This is a genomic window from Pseudoalteromonas luteoviolacea (assembly GCF_000814765.1).
Lineage (GTDB): Bacteria > Pseudomonadota > Gammaproteobacteria > Enterobacterales > Alteromonadaceae > Pseudoalteromonas > Pseudoalteromonas luteoviolacea_H.
The window spans coordinates 126809-141756 of sequence record NZ_JWIC01000008.1; the positions used below are offsets into that span (position 1 = coordinate 126809).

Annotated in this window: 24 protein-coding genes; all 24 read left to right on the forward strand. The window is 40.4% G+C overall.

From position 1 onward, the window contains the following. The first annotated feature begins 4 nt into the window (after nt 1-4). The 24 genes from JF50_RS20250 (at nt 5) to JF50_RS27050 (ending at nt 14748) form a co-directional block, all read left to right on the forward strand. Nucleotides 5-2467: a lantibiotic dehydratase gene (locus JF50_RS20250; protein WP_039611196.1), complete on the forward strand. Its 2463-nt coding sequence runs from the start codon at nt 5-7 to the stop codon at nt 2465-2467. Continuing rightward, on the forward strand, nt 2454-3848 hold the full coding sequence (locus JF50_RS20255) for an MATE family efflux transporter (protein ID WP_039611197.1): 1395 nt from the start codon (nt 2454-2456) through the stop codon (nt 3846-3848). Before JF50_RS20250 ends, JF50_RS20255 begins: the two co-directional genes overlap by 14 nt. Before the next feature lie 11 nt (nt 3849-3859). Continuing rightward, the gene (locus JF50_RS20260; protein ID WP_039611198.1) at nt 3860-4315 is read left to right on the forward strand and encodes a hypothetical protein; all 456 of its coding nucleotides are present in this window, start codon (nt 3860-3862) and stop codon (nt 4313-4315) included. Nucleotides 4316-4577: 262 nt separating this feature from the next. Further along, the gene (locus JF50_RS20265; RefSeq protein ID WP_039611199.1) at nt 4578-5831 is read left to right on the forward strand and encodes an efflux RND transporter periplasmic adaptor subunit; all 1254 of its coding nucleotides are present in this window, start codon (nt 4578-4580) and stop codon (nt 5829-5831) included. A gap of 10 nt (nt 5832-5841) precedes the next feature. Then, nucleotides 5842-6546: an ABC transporter ATP-binding protein gene (locus JF50_RS20270; protein ID WP_039611200.1), complete on the forward strand. Its 705-nt coding sequence runs from the start codon at nt 5842-5844 to the stop codon at nt 6544-6546. Then, nucleotides 6536-8953 (forward strand): ABC transporter permease, encoded by a 2418-nt coding sequence (locus JF50_RS20275; protein WP_039611201.1) that lies wholly within the window; start codon nt 6536-6538, stop codon nt 8951-8953. Before JF50_RS20270 ends, JF50_RS20275 begins: the two co-directional genes overlap by 11 nt. 705 nt (nt 8954-9658) lie before the next feature. After that, entirely contained in the window at nt 9659-10504 is an 846-nt protein-coding gene (locus JF50_RS20280; RefSeq protein ID WP_039611202.1) for a thiopeptide-type bacteriocin biosynthesis protein, read from the forward strand. After that, nucleotides 10479-11549 carry a hypothetical protein gene (locus tag JF50_RS20285; protein WP_039611203.1) on the forward strand — a complete coding sequence of 357 codons (1071 nt, stop codon included), beginning with the start codon at nt 10479-10481 and terminating at the stop codon, nt 11547-11549. Before JF50_RS20280 ends, JF50_RS20285 begins: the two co-directional genes overlap by 26 nt. A 1-nt stretch (nt 11550) precedes the next feature. Continuing rightward, the gene (locus JF50_RS27715) at nt 11551-11670 is read left to right on the forward strand and encodes a thiopeptide-type bacteriocin (protein WP_235423484.1); all 120 of its coding nucleotides are present in this window, start codon (nt 11551-11553) and stop codon (nt 11668-11670) included. A 136-nt stretch (nt 11671-11806) separates the two neighbouring features. Next, complete coding sequence (locus JF50_RS27265) at nt 11807-11944, forward strand: thiopeptide-type bacteriocin (protein ID WP_160290502.1); 138 nt, start codon at nt 11807-11809, stop codon at nt 11942-11944. A 53-nt stretch (nt 11945-11997) separates the two neighbouring features. Beyond that, nucleotides 11998-12120, forward strand: coding sequence for a thiopeptide-type bacteriocin (locus JF50_RS27720; protein ID WP_235423485.1), 123 nt, complete (start codon nt 11998-12000; stop codon nt 12118-12120). A 102-nt stretch (nt 12121-12222) separates the two neighbouring features. Beyond that, nucleotides 12223-12357: a thiopeptide-type bacteriocin gene (locus JF50_RS27725; RefSeq protein ID WP_235423486.1), complete on the forward strand. Its 135-nt coding sequence runs from the start codon at nt 12223-12225 to the stop codon at nt 12355-12357. Nucleotides 12358-12410: 53 nt separating this feature from the next. Then, nucleotides 12411-12545 (forward strand): thiazolylpeptide-type bacteriocin, encoded by a 135-nt coding sequence (locus JF50_RS26995; protein WP_152614610.1) that lies wholly within the window; start codon nt 12411-12413, stop codon nt 12543-12545. 43 nt (nt 12546-12588) lie between these two features. Further along, on the forward strand, nt 12589-12723 hold the full coding sequence (locus JF50_RS27000) for a thiazolylpeptide-type bacteriocin (protein WP_152614611.1): 135 nt from the start codon (nt 12589-12591) through the stop codon (nt 12721-12723). A gap of 43 nt (nt 12724-12766) precedes the next feature. Beyond that, on the forward strand, nt 12767-12901 hold the full coding sequence (locus tag JF50_RS27005; protein WP_152614611.1) for a thiazolylpeptide-type bacteriocin: 135 nt from the start codon (nt 12767-12769) through the stop codon (nt 12899-12901). 62 nt (nt 12902-12963) lie between these two features. Then, nucleotides 12964-13098 (forward strand): thiazolylpeptide-type bacteriocin, encoded by a 135-nt coding sequence (locus JF50_RS27010; protein ID WP_152614612.1) that lies wholly within the window; start codon nt 12964-12966, stop codon nt 13096-13098. A gap of 62 nt (nt 13099-13160) precedes the next feature. After that, nucleotides 13161-13298 carry a thiazolylpeptide-type bacteriocin gene (locus JF50_RS27015; RefSeq protein WP_152614613.1) on the forward strand — a complete coding sequence of 46 codons (138 nt, stop codon included), beginning with the start codon at nt 13161-13163 and terminating at the stop codon, nt 13296-13298. Between the two features lie 69 nt (nt 13299-13367). After that, a complete protein-coding gene (locus JF50_RS27020) occupies nt 13368-13505 on the forward strand; it encodes a thiazolylpeptide-type bacteriocin (RefSeq protein ID WP_152614614.1) in 138 nt (45 codons plus the stop codon). Nucleotides 13506-13567: 62 nt separating this feature from the next. Beyond that, a complete protein-coding gene (locus JF50_RS27025) occupies nt 13568-13702 on the forward strand; it encodes a thiazolylpeptide-type bacteriocin (protein WP_152614612.1) in 135 nt (44 codons plus the stop codon). A 62-nt stretch (nt 13703-13764) separates the two neighbouring features. Beyond that, complete coding sequence (locus JF50_RS27030) at nt 13765-13902, forward strand: thiazolylpeptide-type bacteriocin (RefSeq protein ID WP_152614613.1); 138 nt, start codon at nt 13765-13767, stop codon at nt 13900-13902. 60 nt (nt 13903-13962) lie between these two features. Continuing rightward, the gene (locus JF50_RS27035; protein ID WP_152614615.1) at nt 13963-14085 is read left to right on the forward strand and encodes a thiazolylpeptide-type bacteriocin; all 123 of its coding nucleotides are present in this window, start codon (nt 13963-13965) and stop codon (nt 14083-14085) included. 98 nt (nt 14086-14183) lie between these two features. Further along, nucleotides 14184-14306 (forward strand): thiazolylpeptide-type bacteriocin, encoded by a 123-nt coding sequence (locus JF50_RS27040; protein ID WP_152614616.1) that lies wholly within the window; start codon nt 14184-14186, stop codon nt 14304-14306. A 98-nt stretch (nt 14307-14404) separates the two neighbouring features. Further along, entirely contained in the window at nt 14405-14527 is a 123-nt protein-coding gene (locus JF50_RS27045) for a thiazolylpeptide-type bacteriocin (protein WP_152614616.1), read from the forward strand. A 98-nt stretch (nt 14528-14625) separates the two neighbouring features. Continuing rightward, a complete protein-coding gene (locus JF50_RS27050) occupies nt 14626-14748 on the forward strand; it encodes a thiazolylpeptide-type bacteriocin (RefSeq protein WP_152614617.1) in 123 nt (40 codons plus the stop codon). The last annotated feature ends 200 nt before the right edge of the window (nt 14749-14948 follow it).

The window sequence follows — 14948 nt, forward strand, 5'->3', positions numbered from 1 at the left end:
TAATATGGTACCTTATGCAGTGATCAGATCGAACAATATTCCGCTTGAATATTTGTCAAAGCTCGTGTCATCAGAGCGTATAGAAGCGTTGTACTCTCAAATTCAAACAGAACAAAAGAGACTCGCATCTGCGCAAGTAGAGGTCGAGCATGAACTGTATGAAATGGCGGCCAAGAACGAACAGTATCACAAGCAAATCATTAAATTTAAACGTAAAGTCACAAGTGGCAAGCTGCAAGATATTGGCAAGCTATTTAATGCACTTGAGTGTAGGGATGCATTGCCTTTGACTGCGAGTTGGGTTGAGCAGCAGGACGAATATGCGCGACTCCAGCAGCATTTTAAAACCGAAATACTGAGCGCGAAGTTGCGCTCTCGAGATTTCATTTCTGATGTTTTGCAAAACGATCTGTTTTATAAATCATTGTGTTTTAGTGGCCTGAATTTGGTGCGGTTGGCTAAGAAGTACCCAGGCAGTGCGCTTGCTGAAAACAAAAAAAACCTCAATGATGAAGAAACCTTACTGAAGTATATTTCCCGTGCAATCACCAAGGTGAGTCCATTTTCTGGCTTTACTTCCGTTGGCTTTTCAAAAATAGCCAATACGCAGCGTAAACCGGTGTCGCGCTCAAAATGGGTATATGGCTCGTACAATATAGATAAGTCCCTGTTACTTAAAGTCTTGAGAAAAGTAACCACAGAAGAAATCGGCAGTTTTAATTATAAAATTACCGGCAATGTGGTTGAGAAAAACGGTGAGCTTTTGTTTTATTGTTTTGCTGATAATCAGGAGTCTTACTCTTTTAACGCACAGGTCAATGAGTTGAAATTGGTAGAACGTCAGTGGTTATATGACCTGTTTAAGTCACCTGTGCGTAGCGGTAAGGAACTGATTGAAGGTGCAACCAAAATGGGGGCACACGCAGCAATCGCGCACTTAATAGAAAAAGGTTTAATTGTTGCTGACATACATATTGATGATATGTCAGAGGCCATTATTGAAAAGATGCTGGCCTTCTTGGCGCCCATTAAGAGCGAGAAAGTGATGCAGCTCGTGGCATATTTAAATGACCTCAATCATGTCTATCAACAGTTGAATGACGGAAGCCACGCCGAATTGAGTGAGCTAGTCTATGAGTTTGATCAAATCATGCTGCGCTGCGCGAGTTTATACGGCATTAACTCGGTTAAACACTCTGGGTTTGTATATCACAATACCTATGCACATTATGAAGGCAATGTGCCACGCTCAGTGGTTACAAAGATTGGTGATGATCTGCGTGCATTCTACGATAGTTATCTTGGTAAAGCGGTCATTGACTACATTAATACGCCTTGCTTAGAAAAAATAAAAGCGCACTTATTAGAAGTGGGAACAAGCGATATATTTTCGCTGTTTGACTTAGTGAAGAAGTATGGCGGTTTGGGCAAATATGACCCTTACGATAGCAACAACCCTGTTTATGAATTGTATGCGTCGCTGTGGACAAACCAAGGCAAAGAGGAAATAGAAATTCAGGCCAAAGACGCGACAAGCGATCAGCGCATTTCGACGCTGTCGGCATATGGCAGTTTGGTGGGAAATGAATTTGTTTTAAATAATATAGACAGTGGCTATTTACGCACTTATTCGCGATTTTTCACGTTCGCAAATTTGTCATCAGAAGTACAGCAATGCGTTGAAAGTTATGGCGATAAATTGACAAATGCATATGATTTTTATGAAAGTTTTGGGTTTAACACGGCGAGCAGACCACGTCTTGCTCAAGGCCGTATTTGGTTAGATAACACCGAAAACGCCAAAAACGGAGACATTTGTTTAAAGGACCTTGGCGCGCGTTGGAATACGGCCTTAGATCAACCAGAGTTATTTAATATGCACTCAGGTGAGGTCGTCAATATACGCCATACCGCTTTATTTATTCCTCAGCTTTATCCAAAGTTGCTCGAATTCATTATGGCATTGTCAACGTTAGGGGAAGCGAAGTACTACACCATGCGTGCGGGTTTGCTGATGTCGATGATGAATTACCCCGCTGACAACATTGCTCATTTCCCAAGGCTCAAGTTCCGCAACTTGGTGGTGCTGAGAAAGCAAAGCTGGGTACCACAAGGCAAAATGCCACCTCTATCGAATCAGCTGTCGGATGAGGATTTTCTACTTGAGTTCAATCAATGGCGAGAAGAGAACGGGATACCGAGTCGATGTTTTATGCGGGTCTATAACAAGGCTCAGTCTGGGCAGCGCAATATTTCGAATAATCGAAAGCCGATTTACGTCGACTTCTTTTCACCCATTATGGCTCGCTCAATTATGAAGCTATGTCGCTCCGACTTTGACTTTTACGTGTTTGAAGAGTCATTGCCGGATATGAAGGATGATTTCTCAGTGATCGCCGATAGAGGGTATGCCAGTGAGTTGATCATAGAAACAAATACAGGAGAAACCGCTGATGTCGCAGCTTGATTTTACTTCGCCTAATTATAAAAAAGTGTTGCTAACCATGTCTGTCCCGATGATTTTGTTAGCTGCACTAGATTATGTCGCCATTTATGTTGATATGTTTTGGTTGATGACATTAACGGACCTCACGCAGTTACCCGCGACATTTAAAATTGCAGGTTCTGTAGTGGCGGTGATTGAATCTGTGTTCATCGGCTGTTTGTCAGTATTCTACATATATGCAAACCAAGCTTACGGCCGCAAAGATAACTCGGCCACCAACTTGTTTATTCAAGTTGGTTTTACCAGCGTCTGTGTGATTGCTATTTTAGTGGCAGTCAGTGGGGACTTTTTGGCGCATAAATTATCCATGATGTTTGGCGCCTCTCCGCTAATAGTTGATCAAGCCTCATCGTATTTAAGCTTTTATTTTTATGGCTATGTACTGGGACTCACTTATACCTACAGTGCACTATTGGTGAAAATGACAGGGGACTTGTCGCTGATCATCAAGTTCCGTGTACTGGCATTTATCGTCAATATTTTATGTACGCCAGGCTTTATTTTCTTGGCACTGCATTTTGACTATGGCGTGATTGAGTGCGCGATTTTCTCAACACTCTTCTCTCGATTAATTGCGATGATATACATTTGGCGACAGGTCAACACGCGAGATTACGGGTTTAAATTTGGCTTTTCGCTACGGTTTCGTCAGGCCGTGTCGGATCTGCGTGCCTTTTTAAAGTTATCCATGAGTGAAACCATCAGTGGTGTGTCACTGACACTGTCAATGTTATTGATTGTGTTCATTTTGAGCTACTTCGATAACGGTGTATTAGAAGCGGTCACGATTACGAATTACGTTACTGGGTTGATCTTTGCGTTGTTCATGTCTGTTATCGGTATTGTGGTGCCATTTTCAGCGCAAAATGCCGGAGCAGGTAACTATGATCTCATCGAGAAAGGGGTGCACTGGATGGTGCGTTGGGTGCTCCTGATTGGGGTTGCAATTGCTGCGGTATATTGGTTTATATTTCCGTATTTGGCGCAGTCTATCTCTTCCTCAGAAGCGGTATGGGAGATGAGCATTCTATATAACCAAATCACAATATTCCCTTGGTTTTTAATGGTTGCGAGCTTCCCTTATATATTGGGGATAGTCGGCCTTGGTGATAGTAAAGGCATTACATTTACGACCGTATGGTCCATGTACTTATGTAATGTTTTACCATTGTTAGTTGTGATGTTTTTTGTTGAACAAAACATTATGTATGTCGCCATTTCGGATGTGTTTGCGCATGTTATGACCTTCGTTGGGTGTTATGGCTACTTTATCTATCGAATGCGTAAATTGGTTGCAGCAGAGCAAACAACACAGCCTGAATTGGCTTCTGCTGCGGCATAAAAGGAGGGTGTATGAATATCAGTATGGACAGTGGCACGTTGAGCATTGAATTTGTGGCAGCACAAGATGCGGTGGATATCACGCCGCAAGTCACTTTACTCGAAGGCGAGCCGACGACTGCAAGTGTTGAGATAAGCGCAAACAATGATGTGTTATTGAGCAATAACAGGCCGTTATTTTCGTTTAATAACCAGGCAACGAGAGTGCATTATCAAGTGCGTGTTCCCGCTACGGAAGACTTGAGTGTGTCATTGCGCGCCGGTAGCGTCTTTTTGCTGGCAGACAATGTACAAGAACACTTTGCAGAACTGGATTGCAGTGTCACTTGTGGTGGGATCAGTAACCGCTTGGGCTTTCAACATGATACCAGGCGCTTCATTACTGGGCAAAGCGCTAAAATGTTAGGGAAATCAGCGATTAATCGGCTTAACGTAAAGGTGAAAACTGGATCTATCACACTCACTTAATAGTACGGTTAGGTTGACCAAATTACCTTGTCTTATGCAAACGACTCCTTTCTTTGAATTGAGTCGTTTTTTGTACTATTCGATTTCTTTCAATTCCAATCAATCACCTTGCTTCTTAACGCAGAACTTATGCTGCTTCAGCAATAATTTCTCCGAGACCTATATTTTAACTATATGATTTATATATACTTTTGTTTTGGTATGCAGGTTGCTTGAATAACTCTAGTTAATTCTCTTAGTACGAGGCATTGTAGGTGAAAATATGGATGTAGTTATTCAAAGTAAGAAGCGTTCTTGGCATAAATGGGCTGGCGCGGCCAGTGCACTTATGTTGGTGACCATCGTCAGTGTTTATTCGGTTGGCTCTACCGACAGTGCAACTCAAAAGGTCACTCGTCAAACGCTTACCACCGCGAAGGTGAAGCATGGTGTATTCAACGACGCGTTAGCACTGCGTGCGAAAGTAGAGCCCCAATCAGTGGTGTTTCTAGATGCGGTCTCTGGTGGACGCATAGAAAAAAAGTTTCTTGAAAAGGGCCAGTATGTTGAAAAAGGCCAGCCTCTATTACAACTGTCCAATCGGACGTTGCAATTAGAGGCCATCACACGCGAAGCACAAGTATCTGAGCAGCTCAACTTCTTGCGAAATACCCAGCTGGCGATTGAAACGTCGAACCTAAATTTGCAAAGTGATTTGACCGAATATGAGTATCAGATCCAGCAGTTAGTCCGACAAATTAATCAGGTGACGCCATTGACCAAGCAAGGCGTGATTGAAGCGGAAAAGCTTAAAGTGCTTGATGAAAAATTAGCGTATTACAAAAAACGCAAAGCACTGACCTTAAAGCGCATGGAGACAGAAGGCGCCATTCGTCAAGACCAACTAGAGCAGCTAAAAGAAAGTACGAAAATGCTGCAGGCCTCTTTGGTTTTGGTCCGCGAAAACCTCAGCAACCTGTTGATCACAGCGCCAGTATCTGGGCATTTAAGTGAGTTTGATGCGGATCTGGGTGAGTCAAAACCCAGTGGCGCAAGGCTTGGCCAAATTGATCTACCAGACAATTATAAATTAGTTGCGAAGGTCGATGAGTTTTATATCAATGACGTTGAAGTGGGTATGCGCGCTGCGGTTTTGATTGATAGTGAGCCACACCAATTGACAGTCAGCAAAGTCGACAGTGCTGTTGAAAAGTCACAATTTACCATTGAGCTCAACCTACCAAGCGGTATGCAAGGACTGACCAGAGGCCAAAGCTTGTCAGTTAACTTGCAATTGAGCGACTCAGAAGAAAATGCGTTATTGCTGAAAAGAGGACCATATACATCGACATCGGGTGCAAACTGGGTATTCGTTGTTGACCGTGATGATCCTAACTATGCACACCGAAAAGCGATCAAAGTCGCGGGTAAAAATAAAAATTATTACAAGATAGTCAGTGGATTAGAGCGTGGAGACGAAGTTGTTATTTCAAGCTATGCCTCATTTTCTAATGCCCAAAGAATAAAATTGAATTAGGGGAATTGAGATGATCAATATACAACAATTAGGTAAAGAATTTCGTACGGATAGCGTGATCACAAAAGCACTTAATGGCATCAACTTAGAGATTGAATCTGGAGAGTTTGTGTCGATTATGGGCCCTTCTGGCTGCGGAAAGTCCACATTATTGTCTATTTTAGGGATGCTTGATTCCCCTTCAAATGGGCAGTATCAGTTCATTGATGAATCTATCGAAAAGTTCAGTGAAAGCCAATTGGCAGCACTGAGAAAACAGCATTTAGGTTTTGTATTTCAGAGTTTTAACTTGATAGATGAGCTAACCGTCTATGAAAATGTTGAATTACCGCTTAAGTATCAAGGGGTGAATAAAGACGTGCGACAGCAGCGTGTGACACAGATTTTAGAAAAAGTAGATATCGCGCACCGTGCTGCTCATTTTCCTCAGCAATTGTCCGGTGGTCAGCAGCAGCGTGTAGCAGTGGCGCGTGCTTTGGTGATCAACCCCAAATTGATTTTGGCAGATGAACCAACGGGTAACTTAGATTCTAAAAACTCACTTGAAGTCATGTCTATGTTGCAACAGCTTAATCAGGAAGGGGCGACCATTGTCATGGTTACACACTCCGAAGAAGACGCAGAGTATGGCTCGCGGATAATTCGCTTGCATGATGGCCAAATTGTGTCGGATCAAGCTGCGCAAAAAGTACAGGAGATGCAATATGCTAGTTAATTATATATTGACGGCATTGCGATATTGGCAACGAAATAAACTGCACTTTATTTTAAGTCTTGCGGGCCTCAGCATTGGCTTATGTGCTGCATTTCTGGTGACACTGTATGCACATTATGAATCTCAATATGATCGCTTTTTGCCGCACTACGAACACAGTTATAGAACAGAAATCTATAATGAAAATATGGATTTACGTGCGCCAGTGCTGAGTGCAGCCATGGCGCCTTTAATACGAGAAATGAATGGGGTAGAAAAAGTAAGTAGTGTCTACCCGCTGTATTTATTTTCTAAGCAAAGCGAAATCGTCATTGAGGGACAAGCCCATCTCATTGGTGCCTGGCTCTCTGCGGACGAGCACTTTACCAGTTTTGTCGATGTGCCCACATTGAAGGGAAGTTTAAACGCGGTACTGAGTCAACCGAATAAAGTTGCACTGTCCGAGTCTGAAGCGATCCGGTTGTTTGGTTCAACGGATGTGTTGGGATTAAATATCAAAATGGCCCAGCGCACTTTGCAGGTTGGGGCTGTATTTGCTGATTTACCAAATAATACGCATTTTTCGTTTACGGGCTTAACACGACACGATAATGAATTGTTATATGAGAAGAACTTTCAAAACCATCGTGTGTATACCTATCTTCGTTTAGATGATCATGCAGCCCCTGCGGATATCAACCAGCAGATCGCTGAATTACTCAACGCCAGAATACTGGCTGCAAATGCACAAAGCCCTGTGTATGAAGTGAGTTTACATAACATTGCTGATATCCATTTGCATTCCAATACAGCATTTGAAATGAAAGAGAGTGGCTCGTTTGAAACGGTACAAATTACCATTGTTTTGAGTGCCATATTAATTTTGGTTGCCGCAGCTAACTTTATCAATATGACGATCGCGCAATCAGGTCAAAGAGCGAAAGAGATTGGCGTGAGAAAGGCGCTGGGAGCGACCAAAAGTGATGTCGTCTTCCAAGTCATTATTGAATCTTATTTTATGGTTTTACTGTCTACCTTGGCTGCGGTACTACTAAGTCAATTGAGCTTAGGGTGGTTTAATCAACTGGTTGGGCGCACATTGCAGTTCGATCTGTTTTCTGAATTCGGAGTCATATTATTGGTGATCGTTGTGGTGCTAGGCTTGTTATCGAGCTTATATCCAGCGCTATTTATAGCGCACCAAAATAGTAAAGCACTGCTCAGTGGCGATATTAATCGGGGTAAAACGTCTGTACTGATCAGAAAATCACTGCTGGTGTGCCAGTCTGGTTTGTCTATTGCATTGATTATCTTTGCGTATACCTTACACGCACAGTTAAACTTTTTGCAGTCTACGCCACTGGGTTATGAAAAAGAGCAACGTATTGTGATCAAGGATCTCGCGGCTGAACATTTATTGTATGTATATAACGATAATTTGTTTAATGCGTTAGCGGCTATCCCTGGGGTAAATAATGCGGCTGCAACCACGACAGAAATGACCGGTGTGTTATCTAGTGTGGCCAGTCTAGATCTCAGCAATGGTGAGACGCTGCAGAGCATCAGTAATTTTGCTGCAACGTATAATGTGGTGGATACACTGGGCCTAGAATTGCTGGCCGGTAGAGATTTTTCGCAAGATCACGCGGATTTTTATCAACGACAAAATGATGGTAGCGGTCGCTATGCCATTATAGTCAGTGAACAGCTCGCGCGACTTGCGGGTTTTAATAACCCTCGTAATGCCATTGGCCAAATTATTTATGCCGATTTTGGCTTTGGTAAAAAAGATGAAGCTAAAATCGTTGGCGTAATTAAAGACGTTAAAATTGGTTCTGCAAAAGTGGAGACAAATGCATTTTTTATCGCCTGTGGATTTGGCATACAGCCAGTGGGCCATGTTGTATTGGACGTAGACAACACGCTTGATATCGAGATGAGACATAATATATCTCAGGTCATTGCGCAGCGTTTGGATGTACACCATCCGATTATCGAGACGGTAGAGCAAAATTTTGACAATATTTATCGCGCAGAACGCCAACAGAGCACGGTCATTTTAACATTTACGCTATTGGCCATTTTCCTAACCTGTATGGGCATTTTAGGCTTAGCAATTTTTAGTGCTGAGCGGCGTAAAAAAGAGATTGCGATCCGCAAAGTCCTGGGCTCAAACAGTTTGTCGATATTAAATTTACTGAGCAAAGAGTACCTTGTACTCGTGGCTGTAGGGGCTGCCATTGCAATTCCAATCAGTTATTTTATTGTACTTGACTGGTTAAGTTATTTTAATCTGCGGGTTCAGCAAACGCCTATTATTTATATTATCGCGTTGCTGTTAATTGGTTTAATTACTTATCTTACCGTGACAGCCATCACACTTAGAACGGCCCTAGAGCGGCCCAACGCGGCGTTACGTAGTGAATAGTTCAACCTAGGCGGTGTGTGACAAAAGTGACCACCGCTTTTTTATTGCGTCATGCGGTCATCAGTACCAATGCAATGGTGCGAGATGAGCTGCAAAGATGTTTAAATGTTCTCAGACAGAATTCATAAATTTAATAAAGGCCCAAGCGCTCGGAACCTTTAGTTCGCCCTCACTTCGTTAGCTGACTTCACTTCTTTAGACTCACTTTTTATTAATTACTTAGCAAATCTTTGCAGATTTGGGCCAGAGGAATGGTTCGCTCATTTCTAGCTACATTGACCATTCTTATTTGTACTTCACTGCTTTGAATCGAGTCAGCCTGTGGTATGAATTTGAGTCGCTATACCCTGTTTCATAAATGTGCTGTCAAAGGGTACTGTGTTTTGTCATATGACAGAGTGAAACGTTAAACCCTGCCAAAGACACGAAAACGTGCCAATCGTTTTGTCATTTATCAACAATATGACGCTTTATAACGTAAATGAGGCACCGTGTCGGAGCTCCCCTCTATTAACTTCTAATTAATCTGTGATTTTATTCAATGATTGCGTTTGATTTATTGGTTATTAATAAATGTTATTGATTTTGATGGCTTTATTTCTTCTTTATTGGATTTGCTTTTTGTAAGTTGTTGATTTTTAAGCGTTAAAAAGTTGGCACGCAGTTTGTATTATATATATCAAGATTAGGATATAGAGTTTTGAAATGGATAATAACTGGTGTTCTTTACATATTTATACTCGGGATTTTGATCTGGTAAGTCCGCTGGTTAAGTATGTTTATAATTCATTAGGCGAAGATTTTTATAAAGATTCTTTTTTTATTAGGTATTGGCTTGGTGGTCCTCATTTAAGACTTAGATTCAAAGGTGAGGATAATAAGTTTAAAGTTTTTTCAGCTGTTGAGAAGTTTGTTAAAAATCATAAGTCAACTTATATAAATAAAGATGAATATTATGAAAATTATAAATACTACAGTGATTCAAAGGATTTACCATTTTACAACTATGGCGATGTAATTGAAACGCCATATGAGCGAGAGTTAAATAGATATGGTGGTAATAAAGCTATATATGCTTGTGAAGATTTCTTTTGTTTAGATAGTGAGAATTTATTTAGTGCTATTAATGAAGGGTATGATAATGAGCTTATTATGCTTCTATATACAATTAAATACATTGAGGTTGCTAATAACCACGGGCTAAACGGAATGAGCTTAGTTGATATAGAAGGTATTGCACCAAAGGACAGCGGTTGGAATTATGCTATCAACCAGGTTGATAGGAAGTATTCTGAAAATAAGTCTGATTATTTTTCAGCAGTAGAAGGTGGTTATGACCTTCCATTAATAAATGGATTGGATGGGTTCTTAGGTTCATTAATTCAAAGGTTAATGGAGTTGAATGTCAACTATATTGAAGAGATATTAAATTCTCTTTTACATATGAGCTTTAATCGCATAGGTGTTTCTCCTCTAAAGGAGGGGGTTATCCGAAGGTTTTCTAAAAATATTATTGAGGATGGATATGAGTTTTCTAAGAATAAGAATTAATTATAACTCAAATGAAAATGTCGTTTACTCTCGTCTTTTTAATGAGGTTTTAAAAACGTTTGTATCTAATGATATGACAAGTTGGAGCTTAAATAAAGGATGGGAATATGGTCCTCACTTTAATCTTTTGATAAATAAAAAAAGCCATTTTTTTAGCCAGGATTTAGTGAATACAGTCCAAAGTATGATTGAAAGCTTTATCAAAGAGTTCCCTAGTGAAAACTATGATAAAGATGCCTATGTTGAGAAGCAAAAGCAGCTTAAAAAGATAGAAAATAAAGAGTTAGATCATAAAGTTGTTTTTGATAACAACAGTTTGTCAGTCGATGAAATAACACTTTCTAATATATATAAAAAGTTTGAGAACGAAGCGCAAATGGAAAGTGTGTTTAATGCTGAGTGTCAGCTATCTAGTTACATCATCAAAATGAGGGCGAATGACGAACAGCCATTAGACATTGCGCTTAAAGTGATGTTAATGACTGCGTGTACATTTAGCCCTCATCCAAGCCCGTTACCTGAAGTGGATGAATATAATGGATTTCTTTCTTTTAAAGCAAACTATAAGTTTTGGCTTCACGGATTAAATGAAGAAGATAAAAGTTATATTGAGAGTAAGTTTTCAGAAAAATACAGTGAATATATTGAAGTTATAAATGAGTTTTTGGTTGGTAAAAGTTCGCGAAGTACAGACTTTTCAAAATCTCTGAATGAATTGTATTTATATTTTACAGAAATGGCTGAGCAGGGGTATATACATGAAAGATCACCTCATCCATTAGAGATGTTAAAACCAAAGGAAGAGTTGTCAGGTTTTCATCAGTCTCTTTTTTATAATGATGATGGCAGTGTGTATCGCTTCCCGCATATTTTTTCTGGATATAGGTGGTTGATGAATATTGTTTATAAAAACTTACCTTTTATTGGCTGTAGTGCGATGGACCGACAGTTTTTAAACTACGCATTATTTAACTTTGATGATAACAACAGAAGCTTGATCTCTCAATTCAGAGAAAGCATTAAGATTGGTGAATTTGGTTATTAATATGAATGATTTTAAAGGTTTATTTGAGGTAATGGAAACCACCGAAGCGACTGCTTGTCAAGAAATGGGTGCTTCCAGTGGTGCATTTGCGAGTTCAAGCTGTAGTTGTGCTTCAAAATAGGTGGTTTTTATGAACGAAAGAAAAGTAAGAATAATTGATTTTGATAATTTAGAGCTGCCATCAGATTCAAATGCTCTAGATGGAATATAAGTAGAATTTTTTAATTTTTAATAATGGAAATTATAGAGGTTATTTTATGAAAGAAGTAATTAACTTTGATGTTTTAGAAACAACAGAAGCAACTGCACTAGAAGAAATGGGTGCATCAAGCACTGTTGGTGCAAGTTCATCTTGTAGTTCAGGTCAGCAACCTGAAATCAGCAAGCCTAACTAATTCGCAGCAGCGAATGAACAGCATAACGCATTATAACAATTGAGGAATTAATCATGACTAAAAAAATTAACTTTGACGTTTTAGAAACTACTGAAGCAACTGCAATAGAAGAAATGGGCGCTTCAAGCACTGTTGGTGCAAGTTCATCTTGTAGTTCAGGTCAGCAGCCTAAGTAATCTTAACAATGAGTGTATTGCATCGCTGCCTGCCTGGGGACATGTGCATTAGGTGGCTGTGAATGAGCAATATAAAAAATTATAACTATTAAGGAATTAATCATGACTAACAAAATTAACTTTGACGTTTTAGAAACAACTGAAGCAACTGCAATAGAAGAAATGGGCGCATCAAGCACAGTTGGTGCAAGTTCATCTTGTAGTTCAGGTCAGCAACCTGAAATCCGTCCTAACTAATTCGCAGCCGCGAACGAACAGCATAACGCAGTATAACAATTGAGGCATTAACCATGACTAAAAAAATTCACTTTGACGTTTTAGAAACAACTGAAGCAACAGCCCTTGAAGAAATGGGTGCATCAACAGGTGTTGGCGCAAGCTCATCTTGTAGCTGTAATAAGCAGCCTGAAATCCGCCCTAACTAATTCGCAGCAGCGAACAAACAGCATAACAATTGAGGAATTAACCATGACTAAAAAAATTCACTTTGACGTTTTAGAAACTACTGAAGCAACAGCCCTTGAAGAAATGGGTGCATCAAGTGGTGTTGGCGCAAGCTCATCTTGTAGCTGTGATAAGCAGCCTGAAATTCGCCCTAACTAATTCTCAGCAGCGAACAAACAGCATAACAATTGAGGAATTAACCATGACTAAAAAAATTCACTTTGACGTTTTAGAAACTACTGAAGCAACAGCCCTTGAAGAAATGGGTGCATCAAGTGGTGTTGGCGCAAGCTCATCTTGTAGCTGTGATAAGCAGCCTGAAATTCGCCCTAACTAATGGCCTGGGTGCTTAAACAGGCACCTGCAATTCTTAAAAATTAAAAATTAAAGGAAATAACCATGACTAAGCAAGCAAACTTTGATGTTTTAGAAACAACTGAAGCAACAGCACTAGAAGAAATGGGTGCATCAAGCGGTATTGGCGCAAGCTCATCGTGCAGCTCAGGTAACCAGCCTGAAATTCGCCCTAACTAATGGCTTGGGTGCTTAGACAGGCACCTGCGATACATAACAATTAAAAACTTAAGGAAATAACCATGACTAAGCAAGCAAACTTTGATGTTTTAGAAACAACTGAAGCAACAGCCCTTGAAGAAATGGGTGCATCAAGCGGTATCGGTGCAAGCTCATCGTGCAGCTCAGGTAACCAGCCTGAGATCAGCAAGCCTAACTAATGGCTTGGGTGCTTAAACAGGCACCTGCAATACATAACAATTAAAAATTAAAAATTAAAGGAAATTACTATGACTAAGCAAGCAAACTTTGATGTGTTAGAAACAACTGAAGCAACAGCACTAGAAGAAATGGGTGCATCAAGCGGTATCGGCGCAAGCTCATCGTGCAGCTCAGGTAACCAGCCTGAAATCAAGCAGCCTAACTAATTGCTTGGGTGCTTAAACAGGCACCTGCAATACATAACAATTAAAAATTAAAGGAAATTACTATGACTAAGCAAGCAAACTTTGATGTGTTAGAAACAACTGAAGCAACAGCACTAGAAGAAATGGGTGCATCAAGCGGTATCGGCGCAAGCTCATCGTGCAGCTCAGGTAACCAGCCTGAAATTCGCCCTAACTAATGGCTTGGGTGCTTAGACAGGCACCTGAGATACATAACAATTAAAAACTTAAGGAAATAACCATGACTAAGCAAGCAAACTTTGATGTGTTAGAAACAACTGAAGCAACAGCACTAGAAGAAATGGGTGCATCAAGCGGTATTGGCGCAAGCTCATCGTGCAGCTCAGGTAACCAGCCTGAAATCAGCAAGCCTAACTAATGGCTTGGGTGCTTAAACAGGCACTTGCAATACATAACAATTAAAATTAAGGAAATAACCATGACTAAGCAAGCAAACTTTGACGTTTTAGAAACAACTGAAGCAACAGCACTAGAAGAAATGGGCGCATCAAGCGGTATCGGCGCAAGCTCATCTTGTAGCTCAGGTCAGCAGCCTAAGTAATCTCAATACTGAATGTATTCAATCGCTGCCTGTCTGTGATCAAACGAGATAAATGGCAGTGAAAAACATAAATAATTATAAATATTAAGGAAATAACCATGACTAACAAAGCAAACTTTGACGTTTTAGAAACAACTGAAGCAACAGCACTAGAAGAAATGGGTGCATCAAGCGGTATCGGCGCAAGCTCATCTTGCAGCTCAGGTCAGCAGCCTAAGTAATCTCAATACTGAATGTATTTAATCGCTGCCTGTCTGTGATCATATGAGATAAGTGGCAGTGAAAAACATAAATAATTATAAATATTAAGGAAATAACCATGACTAACAAAGCAAACTTTGACGTTTTAGAAACAACTGAAGCAACAGCACTAGAAGAAATGGGTGCATCAAGCGGTATCGGCGCAAGCTCATCTTGCAGCTCAGGTCAGCAGCCTAAGTAATCTCAATACTGAATGTATTCAATCGCTGCCTGTCTGTGATCATATGAGATAAGTGGCAGTGAAAAACATAAATAATTATAAATATTAAGGAAATAACCATGACTAACAAAACAAACTTTGATGTTTTAGAGACTACTGAAGCAACAGCACTAGAAGAAATGGGTGCATCAAGCGGTATCGGCGCAAGCTCATCTTGCAGCTCAGGTCAGCAGCCTAAGTAATTGATAGGGTGGTGTTGGTAATACTCACCTATGCCGCCGCTTCAATGAGATCAAGCAAGAGCGCTCCTCGTTCGATGAACAATGTATCTGAATAGGTATCTTGTTTACAATAAACGGATGAGGAAGCCTCTCTTGTTAACCACTATTTTAACCTACCGTGTTTTCCCCTGCTTTGCATTTATCTAATACATCTCTATTCG

Coding starts and splice junctions, on each gene's coding strand:
- JF50_RS27030 (WP_152614613.1), top strand. CDS start 13,765: ATGACTAAGCAAGCAAACTTTGATGTGTTAGAAACAACTGAAGCAACA.
- JF50_RS27025 (WP_152614612.1), top strand. CDS start 13,568: ATGACTAAGCAAGCAAACTTTGATGTGTTAGAAACAACTGAAGCAACA.
- JF50_RS27035 (WP_152614615.1), top strand. CDS start 13,963: ATGACTAAGCAAGCAAACTTTGACGTTTTAGAAACAACTGAAGCAACA.
- JF50_RS20280 (WP_039611202.1), top strand. CDS start 9,659: ATGGATAATAACTGGTGTTCTTTACATATTTATACTCGGGATTTTGAT.
- JF50_RS20270 (WP_039611200.1), top strand. CDS start 5,842: ATGATCAATATACAACAATTAGGTAAAGAATTTCGTACGGATAGCGTG.
- JF50_RS27050 (WP_152614617.1), top strand. CDS start 14,626: ATGACTAACAAAACAAACTTTGATGTTTTAGAGACTACTGAAGCAACA.
- JF50_RS20260 (WP_039611198.1), top strand. CDS start 3,860: ATGAATATCAGTATGGACAGTGGCACGTTGAGCATTGAATTTGTGGCA.
- JF50_RS27720 (WP_235423485.1), top strand. CDS start 11,998: ATGACTAAAAAAATTAACTTTGACGTTTTAGAAACTACTGAAGCAACT.
- JF50_RS27265 (WP_160290502.1), top strand. CDS start 11,807: ATGAAAGAAGTAATTAACTTTGATGTTTTAGAAACAACAGAAGCAACT.
- JF50_RS27005 (WP_152614611.1), top strand. CDS start 12,767: ATGACTAAAAAAATTCACTTTGACGTTTTAGAAACTACTGAAGCAACA.
- JF50_RS27010 (WP_152614612.1), top strand. CDS start 12,964: ATGACTAAGCAAGCAAACTTTGATGTTTTAGAAACAACTGAAGCAACA.
- JF50_RS27715 (WP_235423484.1), top strand. CDS start 11,551: ATGAATGATTTTAAAGGTTTATTTGAGGTAATGGAAACCACCGAAGCG.
- JF50_RS27020 (WP_152614614.1), top strand. CDS start 13,368: ATGACTAAGCAAGCAAACTTTGATGTGTTAGAAACAACTGAAGCAACA.
- JF50_RS20250 (WP_039611196.1), top strand. CDS start 5: ATGGTACCTTATGCAGTGATCAGATCGAACAATATTCCGCTTGAATAT.
- JF50_RS27040 (WP_152614616.1), top strand. CDS start 14,184: ATGACTAACAAAGCAAACTTTGACGTTTTAGAAACAACTGAAGCAACA.
- JF50_RS27000 (WP_152614611.1), top strand. CDS start 12,589: ATGACTAAAAAAATTCACTTTGACGTTTTAGAAACTACTGAAGCAACA.
- JF50_RS20255 (WP_039611197.1), top strand. CDS start 2,454: ATGTCGCAGCTTGATTTTACTTCGCCTAATTATAAAAAAGTGTTGCTA.
- JF50_RS20285 (WP_039611203.1), top strand. CDS start 10,479: ATGAGTTTTCTAAGAATAAGAATTAATTATAACTCAAATGAAAATGTC.
- JF50_RS20265 (WP_039611199.1), top strand. CDS start 4,578: ATGGATGTAGTTATTCAAAGTAAGAAGCGTTCTTGGCATAAATGGGCT.
- JF50_RS20275 (WP_039611201.1), top strand. CDS start 6,536: ATGCTAGTTAATTATATATTGACGGCATTGCGATATTGGCAACGAAAT.
- JF50_RS26995 (WP_152614610.1), top strand. CDS start 12,411: ATGACTAAAAAAATTCACTTTGACGTTTTAGAAACAACTGAAGCAACA.
- JF50_RS27045 (WP_152614616.1), top strand. CDS start 14,405: ATGACTAACAAAGCAAACTTTGACGTTTTAGAAACAACTGAAGCAACA.
- JF50_RS27725 (WP_235423486.1), top strand. CDS start 12,223: ATGACTAACAAAATTAACTTTGACGTTTTAGAAACAACTGAAGCAACT.
- JF50_RS27015 (WP_152614613.1), top strand. CDS start 13,161: ATGACTAAGCAAGCAAACTTTGATGTTTTAGAAACAACTGAAGCAACA.